The organism is Nitrospiraceae bacterium (assembly GCA_021373015.1).
Taxonomy (GTDB): Bacteria; Nitrospirota; Thermodesulfovibrionia; order Thermodesulfovibrionales; family UBA1546; genus JAJFTJ01.
In genome coordinates, this window is sequence record JAJFTJ010000014.1 from 49,969 (window position 1) to 66,324 (window position 16,356).

Below are 16,356 nucleotides of genomic sequence, written 5' to 3' on the forward strand. Positions count from 1 at the left end.
GTTCCACGTGGAACAAAACTAATGCTCTTAAAGGATTTCCCTTCAACATACTACAAGCTGGCAAAGAAACAAAACAATATAGTTATACTAGAAACGCTCCGCTACGATAAAGACAACTATAAAACATTTTTATTTATCAAACCCATAAAGATACTCCAGATATATGAATTGGATGAAGTTCCTGAACTTTTCAATAACATTGAAGCCTATCTTGATCAGAACTATTATCTTGCAGGATATTTTAATTATGAACTTGGGTATCATTTCGAAAAAATCACTGAACTTAAAAAACAGAACAAACCTGTCGCATGGTTTGGTGTATATGAAAAACCTTTGATTTTTAATCACATCACAGAAAGTTTTGAGAATCCTGACATGGGAATTCCGGGTGACGCTTCAGAAGAGAATCAAAAAAACACATACCGATTGAGCCAGCCGATGCTGAATATTAATGAAAATGAATACTCAGAAAAAATAAATTTCATCAAGGATTACATTAAATCAGGCGATACCTATCAGATAAATTTTACAGATAAATATAATTTCACATTTCATGGCTCAAGCCTTTCCTTCTATAATGACCTAAAGAAAAAGCAGAGAGTATCTTATGCTTCTTATATAAAATCAGACAACCAGCACATAATCTGCCTTTCTCCTGAGTTGTTCTTGAGAATAAAAGATAACGAAATATTTACACGTCCGATGAAAGGGACAGCAAAAAGAGGCAAAACTTTAAATGAAGATGCAGAACTCTCTTCATGGCTGGCAGAGAACACAAAGAATCAATCTGAAAATCTAATGATTGTGGATCTGATTAGAAATGATCTTGGCAGAATATGCGAGAATGGCACAGTCAAAGTTCACAAACTTTTTTCTATTGAAAAATATCAGACCTTGTTTCAGATGACCTCAACAGTATCAGGAAAAATAAAAAATGACGTCAAATACTATAATATTTTTAAAAGCCTATTTCCTTCAGGCTCTGTTACCGGAGCGCCAAAAATCAGATCAATGCAGATCATTCACGAACTCGAAAAAGAAACAAGAGGGGTTTACACAGGCGCAATAGGATATTTTTCGCCAAATAATGAAGCAGTGTTCAATGTTCCGATAAGAACAATCTCCATCGAAGGCAGCAGCGCAGAAATGGGTGTCGGCAGTGGAATCGTAATTGATTCTGAACCTGAGGATGAATATAAAGAATGCAGATTAAAAGCAGACTTTCTTTTGTCTCAAACTCCTGACTTTGAGCTTATAGAATCATTACTATGGGATAATGTATTCCCTTTTCTTGATAAACATATAAAAAGAATTCAAAACTCAGCAGAGTATTTTGATTATCCCTGTGATATTGAAAACTTAAAGAAAAAACTCATCGAACATTCCAGATTATTGATAGAAAATAAAAAATACAAAATCAGGATTAGATTAGACTGCACTGGGAACATAAAAATTGAGAACAAAATAATTGGAGACCTTGAACAGACGATAGCTTTAATAGCAGTCTCGAAAATATGCACTGATTCAAGAAAAAAGTTTTTATATCACAAAACAACAAACAGGAACTTGTATGACAGGCTCTTCAAAACAGCTCAATCGAAAGGGTTTGCAGATATTATTTTCATGAACGAAAAAAACGAGATAACCGAAGGCGCTATACACAACATAATCATAAAAAGGGGTGCTGAATTTATAACGCCTCCCATAGAATCCGGATTGCTGAATGGAGTTTTTCGTCAGCACTTGCTTGAAACAAGACTGGACATAAAAGAAGGTCTTCTTTACCTGAAGGACTTGGAGGAGGCAGAAGATATATATATCTGCAATGCTGTCAGAGGGCTGAGGAAAGCCAAGTTTTATGATACTTTTTTAGGTTAAAAACTTGCGCAATCCCACATTTGTTCCACGTGGAACAAAATATGTTACTTAGCTAAATCTTGCACCACCTGCTTTGTTATGAGAGGAATGCCAACCTTAAAGCCCTCAATTGCACGCTCAGGCTCTCCCATAATAGCTTTAAAGTTTGCAAAAAAATATTTTTTGTCAGCGGCAATAAGAATATCTTCAGATCTCCAAGCCCCATAATTATAACAAAATTCTTCATATCCATAGCAAATCGCTTCTTGATAAAGAATCTCATTCGATCCATTCTTAACTAACCGCACAACAACGCGCATTGACGGGAAGTAGTCTCCAAATAAAAACTTACAGGCATAGATAGCTGAAACATAAGTGTCTAAGTATGCATCAACGGTTTTATCCAAAAAATCATATTTCTCCATCAAGTTTTTTCTAGTATAATCAACTTTAATCAACTTTAATCAACTTTATAGCGTATCCTACTCTCTGAAGCTCTGTCATTAACGCGTTCTGAAGATCCTCATAGAGGCTGAAATTACGCAATTTTATTTGCTCAGTAAATTGACTAGATTTTGATTTCATATCAGATGCTGCCAGTAAACCTCCAACAATACCGAAAGCAAGTCCAGGGTGGTCAAAGTTCACTACGCGGTATTCGCCTAAATTTGCAGGCTCAAGAACTCCTATCGTTTTTATATCCTGATTGGCAGACTTATTGAATGCTTTTTTTTCAATACCTCCGCAACTACCCAAAGTGAATAAAACAAACAACACAAAAAGCCATTTAAGCATAAAACGCATTTTGTGCCTCCTTTAAAAAATAAAAAACTCCATAAAAATTTATCTAAAAAGCTCTATGGTTGTCAATAGTATATAAATTTCGTAACAAATACCTAAAAAATGTGAATTAAATAATAGGTTAATAACAGAGAAAGATTCTCCTACAAACAATATCTTTTTAAAAATTTTCTTAAAGTTGCATTTCTCCCTGCTTCTGTGGTATAAATATGCACTCCTTGCTCTCTCATTTTGAGTTGGGCTGAGACTCGCCGTAGGCGGGTAAATCCATAAGGAGGTGTTCGGGTGAACATCTACGAAAACATTATCATATTCAATGCATCACTCTCTGACGAAGAGATCGACACAACTTCAGGAAAGGTCAAAGACCTCATCGTAAATTCCGGCGGAGAAATTTTTAAGGCTGATATCTGGGGCAGAAAGAAACTCGCATACGATATCCAAAAACAGAAAAAAGGATTTTTCATCCTCCTTCTTTTCAAAGCTCCTTCAGCCACAATAAAAAAGCTTGAAGACTATTACAAGGTAACAGACACTGTAATAAAATATATGGTCTTGAAGCTGGGCAAAAAACAGGCTGACAAAGCATTGCAGGCTGCTACTGCTGAAGCTGCTACTGCAACTGCAGAAGAAAAGCCTGAGATAAAAAGCGAGGTCTAATGTTTAACAAGGTAATAATGATAGGCAATCTGACCAAAGACCCTGAGCTCAGATATACTCCTCAGGGAACACCGGTAACATCTTTCAGGCTTGCTGTTAATTCAAAATACAAACAGTCTGATGAGTTGAAATCAGAAACACTGTTCATTGACATTGTTGTGTTTGGAAAACAGGCTGAATCATGCAGCCAGTATTTAAGTAAGGGCAAGTCTGCATTGGTTGAAGGAAGACTTGTTGAAAGGCGCTGGGAATCAGACGGACAGCAGAGGAACAAGATGGAGGTTATTGCTGCATCAGTGCGTTTTTTATCATCAAGAAAACCAAGCGAACAGACAGAAACCGGAGGAGCGGAATCAATTCCGCCAGCTGAAGAAACAACTGACTTAGAACCATTTTAAACAATAATAATATACGCTAAAAAAATTATAAATTATCGAAAGGAGAAACACATTGCAACCGAGAAGAATTCAGAGAAAAAAATTCTGTAAGTTCTGTGCTGAAAAAGTAGAGTTTATTGATTATAAAGATATGAAACTCCTAAGAGGGTATATCACTGAAAAGGGAAAGATATTGGCGCGCAGAATGACAGGCACATGCTCAATACATCAAAGAGACCTTACTGAGGCGATAAAAAGAGCAAGAAATATTGCATTGCTTTCCTTTGTGGAAAAATAAACAATGAGGATTCCAAAAGCATGGGTCACGCTGATATCCAAAAAAGTTGTTGATACTATTGTTGCAAAACATCTTATTACACCACTTGTACCCATTGATAAACTGCTTGCTGATACAGAGGAGCTTCTCCTTGAAGATCTTATGGTAGAAGACAGACTTAATGAAGAGATCAGAGCGCTCCTCCAGAAGCATAACCCTGAGATTGAGAAAAGCAGGCTGGATTACAGAAAGCTTTTTGAACTCACAAAAAGAAAACTGGTAAAGGAAAGGAATCTTATCATCTGATGTTATCAGACGAAAAAGTAACTCATCTTACACATGTATTGCTCACTGGAATTATTGACAGAAAACTTATTGAACTTAATGAAGAAGAGAGCAAAGTCAGGCGGGAGATAAGACGTATAATTACAGACGAATTAAAAATTGGCGCTGACATAGATGTAGCAGTAAGAAGAAAACTGCAATCCTTTTCAAAGAAGTTAGTGGAGGGGAGTCCTGAGTGGGAAGTTCTATACAAGAAGTTTTTCCGAGAGGAGGAAGTAAAAAGAGGAAGGGCATCAGGAGGATAATTAGATTTTTACCTGTCGTCCTGCTTGTTTTTTCGCTAATAAGTTTACATTTCAAATTTCCATCAGAAAAACCAGCGTTTTGGTTCCTGCTTCCAGCAGCTGCCTTGCTCATTTACCTGACCCTGTATTTAGCAAGGAAAAACACAATCAGCTCATTCTCATTTGAGTATTTATTTGGCTTTGCGCTTATAATCGCCGGCGCAATAAAGCTGTCAGGTTATGCGTGGCTTCATACTGTTTATCTTTTATATCTTATTCCCTTGACCGCATTCTTTCCTATGAAAACAATGATCCTGCTGAGCCTTTCGGTCCCTCTGCTTGAGGCAAGTCATTTTATTAATTCTAATAACATCTATGAAGAGGTTTCAGTAAGCATAGTCACTATCATCGCCGCAATTACAAGCTCATGGTTGTTTGCATCAGCCAATAAAAAAATACTTTCTGTGGAATCTCAACTGATTTATCTGAAAAAAGAGACATCAGATATAAGCGCTGCCGGCGCTGTCTCAGTACAGGATGACAATGCAGTAGCCCAATATCTGTCTATGATTTCCAGAGCAGACAAAGATATTAAAGAAGTTTTACAAACAATAAAACATTCTCTTACCGCTGATTCAGTGAATTTTTTTGTGCCTTACAACAATACACTCAAACTCAGAAGCACAACAGAAGAAACAGAAAACATAATACCTTCAGGTAATGGATTTATAATGGCCTGCTATAAAGAAAAACGCACAATCATTTCAGCTGATGTAAATGAAAAGGGGTATGAAGTGGGATATTTGAAAAAAGGCAGAATTTCATCCTTTATCTCAATCCCGGTTATTGACGAACCATTTGTGCTTGGCGTTCTTTCCGCTGATACTTCAAGATACTCTGCATTTACTGAAATAGACACAACGACACTAAATCTTTTATCCAAACAGCTTATACGCATACTTCAGCAGGAAAGAGTTCACTCGCAGATCCACAGGTCACATTCAGGACTAAAAATACTGCACGAAGAAAGCGTAAAGCTCACTGAAAGCTTGAAATTCGAAGATCTCAGCCAGAAGATTGTAGAGAGCTGTTTAAAAATTGCCCCGTCAAAGATTATTTTATTTACAAAAAAAGGAGAAGCATTCGAGTTATTGCACAAAACAGATGATATAAAGCTTACTAAAAACCTATATTCACCCAGAGGAACACTTCTGGACATGGCAAAGAAAAACAGAAAGATAGTATGTCTATCAGATGTAAGAAACTATACGTATAACCTAATGCCATTCGAGACAAGAGATATCGCCTCTGTATTAATTCTTCCTTTGCTCTATGAGGGAGAGCTTACAGGCATGATCGTGTTTCTATCAGAGAAACTTAGCGCATTCAATTCTCACCAGATAGAGCTGCTTGTTGTTCTTGGCACACAGGCTTCAATCTCGATTGCAAACGCTAAATTCCATGCTGAGATAAAGCGGCTTTCGGTTGTCGACGGACTCACAGGACTTTTTAATCACAGACATTTCCAGGAAAAATTAACAGATGAATTCAGGCGTCTGGATCGAACTCAAAAGCCTTTTTCAATCCTTCTGCTGGATATCGATTATTTTAAAAAAGTTAATGACACATACGGGCACCCGGCAGGAGACAAAATACTTCAAGGTGTTGCTAATATAATGAAAAACACAATGCGTGATATAGACATCGCAGCAAGATACGGCGGCGAAGAATTTGTAGCAATACTTCCTGACACAGACAGCACAGGCGCTATGAACATTGCAGAGAGACTAAGGCAACAAACACTAGACAATGGATTTAACATCGACGGTAAAAATATTCATGTGACAGTGAGCATAGGGATATCAACAGCTGCAGGAAAATCAGATGATAAAAAAAGCCTTGTAGAAAAAGCTGATCAGGCGCTCTATCATGCAAAAAACAACGGAAGAAACCAATGTGTGCTGTGGAGTGAAATCAGGAGATAATATGTCTGCTTTTATTTCAGATACAACAGAAGAGGAGATTAAGAGAGAACGTGCCAAAGCGCGTGAACTCAGGAAAACACAGTGGTGGAAGAGGAAACAATCACAGGGGAAATGTTATTTCTGCGGAATAAATTTCAAACCAAAAGAACTCTCGATGGATCATATCGTGCCTATTATCAGAGGCGGCAGATCAACAAAGGGGAATGTTGTTCCCGCCTGCAAAGAATGCAACAACAAGAAAAAACATATGCTACCAATTGAGTGGGAAGAATATCTTTCAAGGCTCAAGAATGAATAGATTCATGGTGCGAGAGAGGGGAGTTGAACCCCTACGGTTACCCACTGGATCCTAAGTCCAGCGCGTCTGCCAGTTCCGCCACTCTCGCTGATTGATTGTAAAAGATTTTTCCTTGTCAGGTCAAACACAACCTTTACCAGTTATTCTTTCCAATTTTTTTCAAATCATATATAATTCTCATATCAAATGACTGCAATTGTTATTATTCCTGCGCGTTACGACTCAACCCGTTTTCCGGGCAAGCCACTTGTCTCTCTAAAAGGCAAACCAATAATACAGCATGTTTACGAAAACTCAAGAAAATCCAGGCTAGCAAAAGGTGTGATTGTTGCAACTGACAGCGAAAAAATATTTGAATCTGTTAATGCATTTGGCGGAAAAGCAGTTATGACTTCAACGACACACGAATCTGGAACAGACAGAATAGCTGAAGCCGCTTCATCAATGGATTATGATATAATTGTCAATGTTCAGGGCGACGAACCATTCATAAAGGCTGAGATGATCGATGATGTTATAAGCCTTCTTGATGATGAAAATGCATCCATCGGAACCCTAATGCAGAAAATAACAGAACCCGAAGAAATATTAGACCCTAATGTTGTAAAGGTTGTATGCGACAGCAATGGTTTTGCTATGTATTTCTCAAGGGCTCCGATACCTTTTAACAGAGACAACTGGAAATCACTTTCGGTCTTGAATTTAAAAAATGAGACTGAAAATTTTTGTTTCAAACATATCGGAATCTATAGTTACAGAAAAGATGTTTTATTAAAGATATCAAAGATGAAACCTGGAATACTTGAGAACATTGAAAGGCTTGAACAGCTTCGTGCAATGGTTAATGGAATAAAAATAAAAGTAAAAGAAACTCCTTTTGTGACAATTGGAATAGATACACCAAAAGATTTGGAAAGGGCTGAAAAATGGCTAAGTATATCTTCGTAACAGGCGGTGTTGTATCATCGCTTGGCAAGGGAATTTCTGCTGCTGCAATTGGCGCGCTTCTTGAAGCAAGAGGAATAAAGGTTACGATACAGAAACTTGATCCGTATATTAATGTTGATCCCGGCACTCTTAGCCCGTTTCAACATGGCGAAGTTTTTGTTACAGATGACGGCGCTGAGACAGATCTTGATCTCGGCCACTATGAAAGATTCATTCAAAACAGAACTTCAAAATCTAACAATTTCACTACAGGAAAAATCTACTACAACGTAATTTCAAAAGAAAGACATGGAGATTATCTTGGTGAGACTGTCCAAGTCGTCCCGCATTTGACTGATGAGATAAAAACTGCCATAAAATCAGTCAGCAATGAATACGATGTTGTAATAGTTGAGATAGGCGGAACAATCGGCGACATAGAGAGCCTGCCGTTTTTAGAAGCAATACGGCAGATGCGGTATGATGCCGGCAGGGAAAACGTAATGTATGCCCATCTTACGCTTGTTCCTTTTATAAAAAGCGCAGGCGAGCTCAAGACAAAACCAACTCAGCATAGTGTTAAGGATCTGCGTGAAATTGGTATTCAGCCTGATGTGCTTCTCTGTAGAACTGAAAGGCCGCTGCCTTCTGATGCAAAGAAAAAAATTGCTATTCACTGCAATGTGGATATTGATGCAGTCATAAATGCTTTAGATGTGGATACGATATATGAAGTGCCTCTTGCATTTAACGCTGAAGGACTTGATCAGCTTGTAATAAAAAAACTCGGACTTGTTTCAAAAGAGATTGATCTTTCTCCATGGCAAAACATAGTTAAAAAAATAAAAGAACCTGAAAATGAAGTAACAATAGCAATAGCAGGAAAGTATGTCGGACTAAAGGATTCTTACAAGAGCCTTATGGAAGCATTGATACACGGCGGGATTGCAAATAACACAAGAGTTAATTTCCAGTGGGTTGATTCAGAGGAAATTGAGATTCATGGCCCTGAGAAATTTCTAGCAGAGGTTGACGGTATTCTTGTTCCAGGCGGATTTGGAAACAGAGGAATCGAAGGAAAGATTCAGGCTGTCAAATATGCACGAGAGAAAAAGATCCCATATTTTGGAATATGCCTTGGCATGCAGTGCGCAGTAATAGAATACGCAAGAAATGTATGCGGACTTCAGGCAAACAGCACTGAGTTCGATATGAACACAAAGGATCCTGTTATTTATTTGATGGAAAGATGGTTCGATTTCAGAAAAGGAAAGATAGAGGAACGCACAGACACATCAGACAAGGGCGGAACAATGAGGCTGGGCGCTTACCCATGCATCCTCGAAGAAGGGACAAATGCTTTCAAGGCATACGATTTAAAAGAAATTTCCGAAAGGCACAGACACAGATATGAATTTAATAATGCATTCAAAGGAATCCTCTCAAGACATGGTATGAAGATAAGCGGAACGAGCCCTGACGGAGAACTCGTCGAGATTATTGAGATCGAAGATCATCCCTGGTTCCTCGGATGTCAGTTCCATCCTGAATTTAAATCCAGACCATTAGCGCCGCATCCCTTGTTTAAAGATTTCATCGGCGCTTCATTGAAAGGCAAAAACGAACTCTTTACCGAAAAAAATAAAATAAAACAAAACATATCCTGAATATATTTAAATGACAAGAGAAATAATAATATCCAGAACAAAAATTGGTAAAAACAATCTGCCTGTTATTATTGCAGGGCCGTGCGTCATCGAGAACGAAGACATCACATTTGAGACAGCAAAGACATTAAAAGAACTCTGCAAAAAAACAGGACTGCCGTTTATATTTAAAAGTTCATACGACAAGGCTAACAGGACTTCAATAAAATCTTTCAGAGGACTTGGGATCGAAAAAGGCCTCAGGATTTTATCAGACATCAGAAACAGATTAGACATCCCTGTAATAACGGATGTTCATTCTATTGATGAAATAAAACCTGCTTCAGAAGTACTTGATGCATTGCAAATACCAGCCTTTCTTTGCAGGCAGACTGACATGATCCTTGCTGCATCTAAAACAGGAAAGCCTGTGAACATCAAAAAAGGGCAGTTCCTTGCGCCATGGGATATAAAAAATATTATTGATAAATTCACATCCACAGGCAATCATGATCTTTTCATTACTGAAAGAGGCGCATCCTTCGGATACAACAATCTTGTTGTTGATTTCAGGGCATTTCCGATAATGAGATCTTATGGTTATCCTGTTATCTTTGATGTAACGCATAGCCTGCAGCTCCCCGGCGGACAGGGAAGTTCGTCAGGCGGACAGAGAGAGTTTGCAGAGTCATTTGCAAGGGCAGCAACAGCATGCGGTGTTGATGGATTGTTTATGGAAGTTCACCCTGCCCCAGATAAGGCTCTCTGCGATGGGCCGAACATGATAAGCCTGAGCGCACTTCCAAAGCTGTTTAAAACTATCAAATCTTTACATGAACTTGTGAAGGAATAAGAAAAAAATATTATGGCTGATTTGAAATACAACATAATCGAGATAGCGAAAAAGGTTTTAAAAACAGAAGCTGATGCAGTGCTTGCGCTAAGGGATAAGCTCGACAGCAATTTTGAAAAAGCAGTAGAGATTATCTACACAAGCAAAGGCAAGGTAGTTGTAACAGGAATGGGTAAGTCAGGCCTTGTTGGAAAAAAGATAGCTGCAACAATGGCATCAACAGGCACGCCTGCATTTTTTATGCATCCTGCTGAAGCAAGTCACGGAGACCTTGGCATGGTAACTTCTGATGATGTTGTGATTGCAATATCAAACAGTGGAGAGACTAATGAAATTGCAGGACTGATTCCTTTTCTAAAAAGGTTTAATGTGAGCCTTATAACAATGACAGGAAATTCTGGTTCAACACTTTCAAAAGCAGCAGATGCTAATCTTGATGTTTCTATAAAAGAAGAGGCCTGTCCCCTTGGAATTGTTCCAACCGCATCAACAACTGCAACCATGGCAATGGGTGATGCAATCGCAGTAGCGCTTCTAACAAAACGAGGCTTTAAAGAAGAGGATTTTGCTTCCTTTCATCCAGGCGGCAGTCTGGGCAAAAAATTATTCATTAAAGTAAAAGACCTTATGCATACAGGCGATGCTCTGCCGATAATTGCACCTGATAAATCAATGATAAAGGCAGTCTTTGAAATATCTTCAAAAAGACTGGGTGTCACTATTGTTGCTGATAAAAATCAAAAGCTGTTGGGAATTATCACGGATGGAGATCTGCGCCGTGGAATAGAAAAATGGGGGAAACCTTTTTTTGATATGAAGGCAGAGGAAGTCATGACAAAAAATCCCAAAATGATTACCGAAGATGAGCTTGCAGTAAAAGCGCTTTCTATCATGGAGGAAAGATCAATCACTTCCCTTGCCGTTCCTGATGAAAAAGGAAAAGTCGTAGGGATCATACATCTGCATGATATTTTAAGACAGGGAATAGTATGAAGAAAAAATCAAAGTCAGAAAAACAGACTGTAAACATAAAAAAAACAGCAAAAAATGCAAAGCTCCTGATACTTGATGTCGATGGTGTAATGACTGACGGAAGAATCATCCTCGATAATGATGGCAATGAATTCAAGGCCTTCCATGTCAGAGATGGTCACGGCATAAGGATGCTTATGCGCGCAGGCATACAGGTAGCGATAATCACAGGGAGACAATCAAAAGTAGTAGACAGAAGAGCAAAAGAACTGGGGATCACTGAGGTATATCAGAATTATTTTAAAAAGCTTGATGCATATGAAATTATAAAAAATAAATTTTCCCTCAGAGACGCAGAGATAATCTGTATCGCTGATGATGTGGTTGATCTGCCTCTTATCAGAAGAGCAGGACTTTCCTTTGCTGTTGCGGATGCGCCGGAAGACGTAAGGGCTAATGCAACAATAGTAACAAAGAATGACGGCGGCCGAGGTGCAGTGCGTGAGGCTGTAGATTTTATTCTAAAAGCAAAAAATCTTTGGAATGGAATTATAGATGAGTATCTTGAAGCTTAATCTGCCGACAATCCTGACCCTCAGCAGGATTGTGCTTATACCTGTTTTTGTAATTGTTACTTATCAGCATCCATTGCTTGGAACAGCAGTATTTATAATTGCTTCACTTACTGATTTTTTTGATGGTTATTTCGCAAGAAAATCAGGAGAAATAACAAAATTCGGGATTATACTTGATCCGCTTGCAGATAAATTTCTGATAATATCCGCTCTCGTAGTTCTGGTTGATATGGATAAACTCTCAGCCTGGATCGCTATTGTTATAATTGTGAGGGAATTTTTTGTTACAGGCCTTAGAGTAGTTGCCCTTTCAAAAGATATCGTGATTCCTGCTGAGATGGGCGGAAAGCTAAAAACATGTGCACAGATTGCAGCCATACTCTGCCTCCTGATAAGCGACAGTGCAGCTAACTTAAGCGTACATAGCATAGACCTGAATGATATTGGAATTGTTTTTATATGGATATCATTAGTTCTGGCAATGGTTTCAGGAATTAAATACACAGTATCATTCTGGAAGAGAATATGATAAAGATACTTATTCTTGCAATTGCTGCATATGTTCTTGGCTCTATTCCATTCGGCGTTGTTAGTGCAAAGACAAAAGGCATTGACCTGACAAAAACTGGCAGCGGAAATATCGGAGCAACAAATGCACTCCGTGCACTCGGTAAAGGCCCTGCCATAATAACACTGCTGGGAGACATGCTCAAAGGAACAGCTGCTGTTGCAATAGCCCGCCTTTTTGAGATTGACCCTTTATATGAGGGAATTATCGGACTAGCCGCAATACTTGGACATAGTTTTTCTCTCTTCCTTAATTTTCGAGGAGGAAAGGGAGTTGCCACAAGCATTGGAGTACTATTAATTTATTCTCCGCAGACTGCTATACTTACATTAGCAATATGGCTGGCAGTGCTTCTCTTAACAAGGATATCATCTCTGAGTGCGCTAGTTGCGTTTGCTCTGCTGCCAATTAATATAATACTATTTGATAATGAAAATATTAAATTGTTTGTCACAGTTTTGATTGTAATCTTGATTTTTGCAAAACATATTGGCAACATAAAAAGAATTGTAAAAGGAAAAGAAAAAAAGATAGGGGAAAGAGCTTGAAGAAATATTTATATTTATATGCATCAGTTCTTCTCCTGGCTTTATGCAACCCTGTAATATCCTTTTCTAAAGATGTCTATGAAACCCGTCTTAATGAAGGTTTAAAAAATACCGAACCTTATTCATACATTCTGATAAAAAATGCAGAAGACAATCCTGCAAAAGCAGAATTATTGCTTAAAGAAGCCATACAATATTCTCCCAATCTTCCTATTTCTTATTTTAATATGGCATGGCATAAACTGACTGAAGACAAGGCAGTGTTCGAAAGTCTTGATTATGCATTAAGGGGTTTTGAAGAATACAGCAATAACTTCTGGTGGCTTAGAAGCCTCACTGGACTTATAATTGCCAGTGTTGTTCTTTCTTTTGCTTTAATGCTTTTAGGCCTGGTTTTTTTAAAATCCTTTAAAGATATCAGATTATTATCTCATGATATTAAAGAAGATAAAAAGAAAATCCTCATGGTTCTTTCCTTAATTATATTTTCCATCTTTGGGCCTTTATTTTTTATAACGGCACTACTTGCATTCTTTGGAATTTATTTTGAAAAAAAAGACAAAATTATCGTCTATGCTGCTTTGCTTTTTCTGCTTGCTTCGCCATTTTTTTTAAAAATAACCAATAGCTTTATCTCGGCAAATTCCCCAGATCTCAGAGCAGTTGTCTCAATTAATGAGAGCCGTGAAAGCAAATATGCGCTTCTCTTGCTAAAAGATAAAAATGCTTATGTTCCACAATTTTTATACGGTTTAGCTCTAAAAAAAGAAGGCCGCTATGAAGAAGCAATCGCCGTGTACAAAAATTTGCTTTCAACCAACTCGGAACCAAAGGCATATGTAAATTTAGGCAATATATACTTCAGCATGAATGATATTAACAATGCATCCGAGGCCTATAAAAAAGCTATTGAGATAAAACCTCTTGCATCAGCATATTATAATCTGAGTCTGGTCTCTCGTGAAAAATTGGATTTCCAGAAAGGCGGAGAATATTTTCTTGAAGCAACAAAACTAGACAGCAGAAAAATTACACAATTCTCAGAAACAGCAGAAAAAACCGGCAAGAATCCTAATCGAGTTCTGATTGACGAAACCCTCTCTATGTCTGAGATATGGAACTATGCAAATACCGGCGCCAATAATACAATGAATATAAATATTTCCACCATAGGTTCTGGATTAACATTTATAATCGCACTAATACTCATAGTTCTTTTTTATTATCTAAATTCTTCAAAAAACAAATCATATATCTGCTCAAGATGCGGAACAGTCATATGCGGAAAATGCACAAGAGGAAAGCACTGGGGACAGATGTGTTCTGTATGTTATAGTTCTGTTGTAAAACCTGAAGGACTTGATGCAAGAGAAAGGATCGCAAAACTGCTCGATATCCAGAGCATTCAGGCAAGGAAATACAGCATTGTAAGACTTATCTCCTATGCCCCGCCTGGATTTGCGCATATATTTGCAGGAAGGATTCTTGAGGGATGTATATATCTTTGGATTTTTTTCTTCTTTCTTGCCATGCTAATTTTAAATCCATTCATAAGTATCGGGCTGTCAACCTTCACTCACACATGGATTAATATTCCAAGCCTGACAATAATGGCTATTATTTATATGGCTACATTTATCGGCATAAGAAGGAGGCTCAATAGAGGATGGCTCTAGAAGGCTCTTTAAAAGATTTCGGGCTTGCTGACATTCTTCAGCTGATACATCTGCAAAGAAAGACAGGTGTTCTTTCTCTCGAAGGCAGAATGGACAAGATCCGCCTGATCTTTTATCAGGGCAATATTATATCTGCAGAATCAAAACGCAGGAATGAAGCAAATCGTCTTGGCAAGGTACTTGTCAAAAAAGGGTTGATTACAGAGCAGGAACTTCAGGAGGTAATGCAAGTTCAGAACACAACAGGTGAAAAAATAGGAACCCTGCTTGTCAAAAAAGGGACTATTACAAAAGAACAGATACAGGCAATAATCATTTCTCAGGTAACAGAGACGGTTGTTCAAATATTCAACTGGAAAGAAGGCACATATGAATTTACACAGCACGGCGTGCCTATCGATGCAGATCTGCCAATAACCATAGATACGCAGCATCTGCTTATGGAAGGACTGCGCATAATTGATGAATGGTCGCTTATAGAAGGAAAACTTTCTCTCGATACTATTTTTGACAGAATGGAAAAACCCGGAATTTCTTTAACAGCTGACGAAGCATCGATACTTGAGCTTATTGACGGTGAAAATGATGTCAGCACAATTATTGATGCCAGCCATATGGAAAATCTGCAGGCATCGAAAATTTTTGTTTCTTTATTAGAAAAAGGACTGATAGAGCCAAAAGAGACTGCACCTGTCGAGCCTGTTCAAATAACACAATATGAAATTCGACCGCTTAAAAAAACAGGGCCGTCCGTATCATTTGCAGGGATATTCACAACAATCATATTTGTCATAAGCGCTTTATTGGCATTTGCTGCTTTTCCTGCACATAAAAACGCTTATGCGCTTAACAAAATAAAAACAGTCGAGGATATTGATTCCATAAGATTCCTAGTCGAAGTATATAAATATGAAAAAGGCTCTTATCCCTCAACACTTGATCAAATAACTAAAATAAAAGATAAATGGGGTAACCCTTATGTTTACAAGATAGATTCGAATACTTTTGTCATCTACAGTCTGGGGCCTGATGGCAAAGAAGGCACAGAGGATGACATCTATTGAAAAAAAAAAGGCTGTTGTCCTTCTAAGCGGCGGCATTGATTCTTCAACAACACTCGCAATAGCTAAAGAAAACGGATTCGATATCCATGCTATCAGCTTTAATTACAATCAAAGACACATAAACGAACTTGAAGCAGCCAAAAAAATCGCCTCCCTATTAGGAACAAAAAAACATCTTACAGTAAAATTTGACCTAAGAGAGATTGGAGGTTCAGCTCTTACCTCTGGAATAGAAGTGCCGAAAAAAACCTCATTGATAAAAAATTCTGTTTCCCAGATTCCAATAACTTACGTTCCAGCAAGAAATACGATTTTTCTATCATTTGCGCTTGGATGGGCAGAAGTCCTTGGAGCCGCTGATATTTTTATAGGCGCAAATGCTGTTGATTACAGCGGTTATCCTGACTGCAGACCGGAATATCTCAAGGCATTTGAAGAGATGTCCAATCTTGGAACAAAAGCAGCAGTTGAAGGAAATTTAAAATTCAAAATCCACGCTCCGCTTATCAACATGACAAAGGCAGAGATTATCAGAAAAGGGCTGGCTCTTGGACTTGATTATGCCCTTACATGGAGCTGCTATGATCCACAGACATCTCAAATTAATAATAAAATAATTCCATGCGGGAAATGCGACAGTTGCACCTTCAGGCTAAAAGGATTTAAGGAAGCAGGAACAAAAGATCCGTTGTCATATAAATAA

Annotated in this window: 18 protein-coding genes, 1 tRNA gene and 1 pseudogene; 17 read left to right on the forward strand and 3 right to left on the reverse strand. The window is 38.1% G+C overall.

What is annotated here, in order from left to right; translation table 11 throughout:
• The first annotated feature begins 21 nt into the window (after positions 1-21).
• Positions 22-1,878, forward strand: coding sequence for an aminodeoxychorismate synthase component I (gene pabB / locus LLF28_05850; GenBank protein ID MCE5194965.1), 1,857 nt, complete (start codon positions 22-24; stop codon positions 1,876-1,878).
• Positions 1,879-1,922: 44 nt separating this feature from the next.
• Here pabB and LLF28_05855 read toward each other — a convergent pair whose 3' ends face one another.
• Positions 1,923-2,315 carry a hypothetical protein gene (locus LLF28_05855; GenBank protein MCE5194966.1) on the reverse strand — a complete coding sequence of 131 codons (393 nt, stop codon included), beginning with the start codon at positions 2,313-2,315 and terminating at the stop codon, positions 1,923-1,925.
• The gene (locus LLF28_05860; protein ID MCE5194967.1) at positions 2,308-2,661 is read right to left on the reverse strand and encodes a hypothetical protein; all 354 of its coding nucleotides are present in this window, start codon (positions 2,659-2,661) and stop codon (positions 2,308-2,310) included. The genes LLF28_05855 and LLF28_05860 overlap by 8 nt, the downstream gene beginning before the upstream one ends.
• Positions 2,662-2,943: 282 nt before the next feature.
• Here LLF28_05860 and rpsF point away from each other — a divergent pair, with 282 nt between their 5' ends.
• From rpsF to LLF28_05890, 6 genes and pseudogenes are all read left to right on the forward strand, one after another.
• Positions 2,944-3,318, forward strand: coding sequence for a 30S ribosomal protein S6 (gene rpsF, locus LLF28_05865; protein ID MCE5194968.1), 375 nt, complete (start codon positions 2,944-2,946; stop codon positions 3,316-3,318).
• Positions 3,318-3,716 carry a single-stranded DNA-binding protein gene (gene ssb, locus LLF28_05870; protein MCE5194969.1) on the forward strand — a complete coding sequence of 133 codons (399 nt, stop codon included), beginning with the start codon at positions 3,318-3,320 and terminating at the stop codon, positions 3,714-3,716. Before rpsF ends, ssb begins: the two co-directional genes overlap by 1 nt.
• A 52-nt stretch (positions 3,717-3,768) precedes the next feature.
• On the forward strand, positions 3,769-3,993 hold the full coding sequence (gene rpsR / locus LLF28_05875) for a 30S ribosomal protein S18 (protein MCE5194970.1): 225 nt from the start codon (positions 3,769-3,771) through the stop codon (positions 3,991-3,993).
• A gap of 3 nt (positions 3,994-3,996) precedes the next feature.
• Positions 3,997-4,562: pseudogene (locus LLF28_05880) on the forward strand (DUF507 family protein).
• A gap of 104 nt (positions 4,563-4,666) precedes the next feature.
• Entirely contained in the window at positions 4,667-6,526 is a 1,860-nt protein-coding gene (locus LLF28_05885; protein ID MCE5194971.1) for a sensor domain-containing diguanylate cyclase, read from the forward strand.
• Between the two features lies 1 nt (position 6,527).
• Positions 6,528-6,824 carry an HNH endonuclease gene (locus LLF28_05890; GenBank protein ID MCE5194972.1) on the forward strand — a complete coding sequence of 99 codons (297 nt, stop codon included), beginning with the start codon at positions 6,528-6,530 and terminating at the stop codon, positions 6,822-6,824.
• Between the two features lie 5 nt (positions 6,825-6,829).
• Here LLF28_05890 and LLF28_05895 read toward each other — a convergent pair.
• Positions 6,830-6,912 (reverse strand) — tRNA-Leu (locus tag LLF28_05895).
• Between the two features lie 98 nt (positions 6,913-7,010).
• On the opposite strand from LLF28_05895, the gene kdsB reads away from it, so the two are divergent.
• The 10 genes from kdsB to queC are packed head-to-tail and all read left to right on the forward strand — an operon-like array spanning position 7,011 to position 16,356.
• Positions 7,011-7,772 carry a 3-deoxy-manno-octulosonate cytidylyltransferase gene (gene kdsB / locus LLF28_05900; protein MCE5194973.1) on the forward strand — a complete coding sequence of 254 codons (762 nt, stop codon included), beginning with the start codon at positions 7,011-7,013 and terminating at the stop codon, positions 7,770-7,772.
• Complete coding sequence (locus tag LLF28_05905; protein ID MCE5194974.1) at positions 7,751-9,418, forward strand: CTP synthase; 1,668 nt, start codon at positions 7,751-7,753, stop codon at positions 9,416-9,418. The genes kdsB and LLF28_05905 overlap by 22 nt, the downstream gene beginning before the upstream one ends.
• Before the next feature lie 10 nt (positions 9,419-9,428).
• Positions 9,429-10,250 carry a 3-deoxy-8-phosphooctulonate synthase gene (kdsA, locus tag LLF28_05910; GenBank protein ID MCE5194975.1) on the forward strand — a complete coding sequence of 274 codons (822 nt, stop codon included), beginning with the start codon at positions 9,429-9,431 and terminating at the stop codon, positions 10,248-10,250.
• Positions 10,251-10,262: 12 nt separating this feature from the next.
• Positions 10,263-11,243, forward strand: a complete 981-nt coding sequence (locus tag LLF28_05915) for a KpsF/GutQ family sugar-phosphate isomerase (protein ID MCE5194976.1) — start codon at positions 10,263-10,265, stop codon at positions 11,241-11,243.
• A complete protein-coding gene (locus tag LLF28_05920; protein ID MCE5194977.1) occupies positions 11,240-11,797 on the forward strand; it encodes an HAD-IIIA family hydrolase in 558 nt (185 codons plus the stop codon). The genes LLF28_05915 and LLF28_05920 overlap by 4 nt, the downstream gene beginning before the upstream one ends.
• The gene (gene pgsA, locus LLF28_05925; protein ID MCE5194978.1) at positions 11,778-12,326 is read left to right on the forward strand and encodes a CDP-diacylglycerol--glycerol-3-phosphate 3-phosphatidyltransferase; all 549 of its coding nucleotides are present in this window, start codon (positions 11,778-11,780) and stop codon (positions 12,324-12,326) included. Before LLF28_05920 ends, pgsA begins: the two co-directional genes overlap by 20 nt.
• Positions 12,323-12,913, forward strand: coding sequence for a glycerol-3-phosphate 1-O-acyltransferase PlsY (plsY, locus tag LLF28_05930; protein ID MCE5194979.1), 591 nt, complete (start codon positions 12,323-12,325; stop codon positions 12,911-12,913). Before pgsA ends, plsY begins: the two co-directional genes overlap by 4 nt.
• Positions 12,910-14,589 (forward strand): tetratricopeptide repeat protein, encoded by a 1,680-nt coding sequence (locus LLF28_05935; GenBank protein ID MCE5194980.1) that lies wholly within the window; start codon positions 12,910-12,912, stop codon positions 14,587-14,589. The genes plsY and LLF28_05935 overlap by 4 nt, the downstream gene beginning before the upstream one ends.
• Positions 14,580-15,653 (forward strand): DUF4388 domain-containing protein, encoded by a 1,074-nt coding sequence (locus LLF28_05940; GenBank protein ID MCE5194981.1) that lies wholly within the window; start codon positions 14,580-14,582, stop codon positions 15,651-15,653. Before LLF28_05935 ends, LLF28_05940 begins: the two co-directional genes overlap by 10 nt.
• Entirely contained in the window at positions 15,619-16,356 is a 738-nt protein-coding gene (gene queC / locus LLF28_05945) for a 7-cyano-7-deazaguanine synthase QueC (GenBank protein ID MCE5194982.1), read from the forward strand. The genes LLF28_05940 and queC overlap by 35 nt, the downstream gene beginning before the upstream one ends.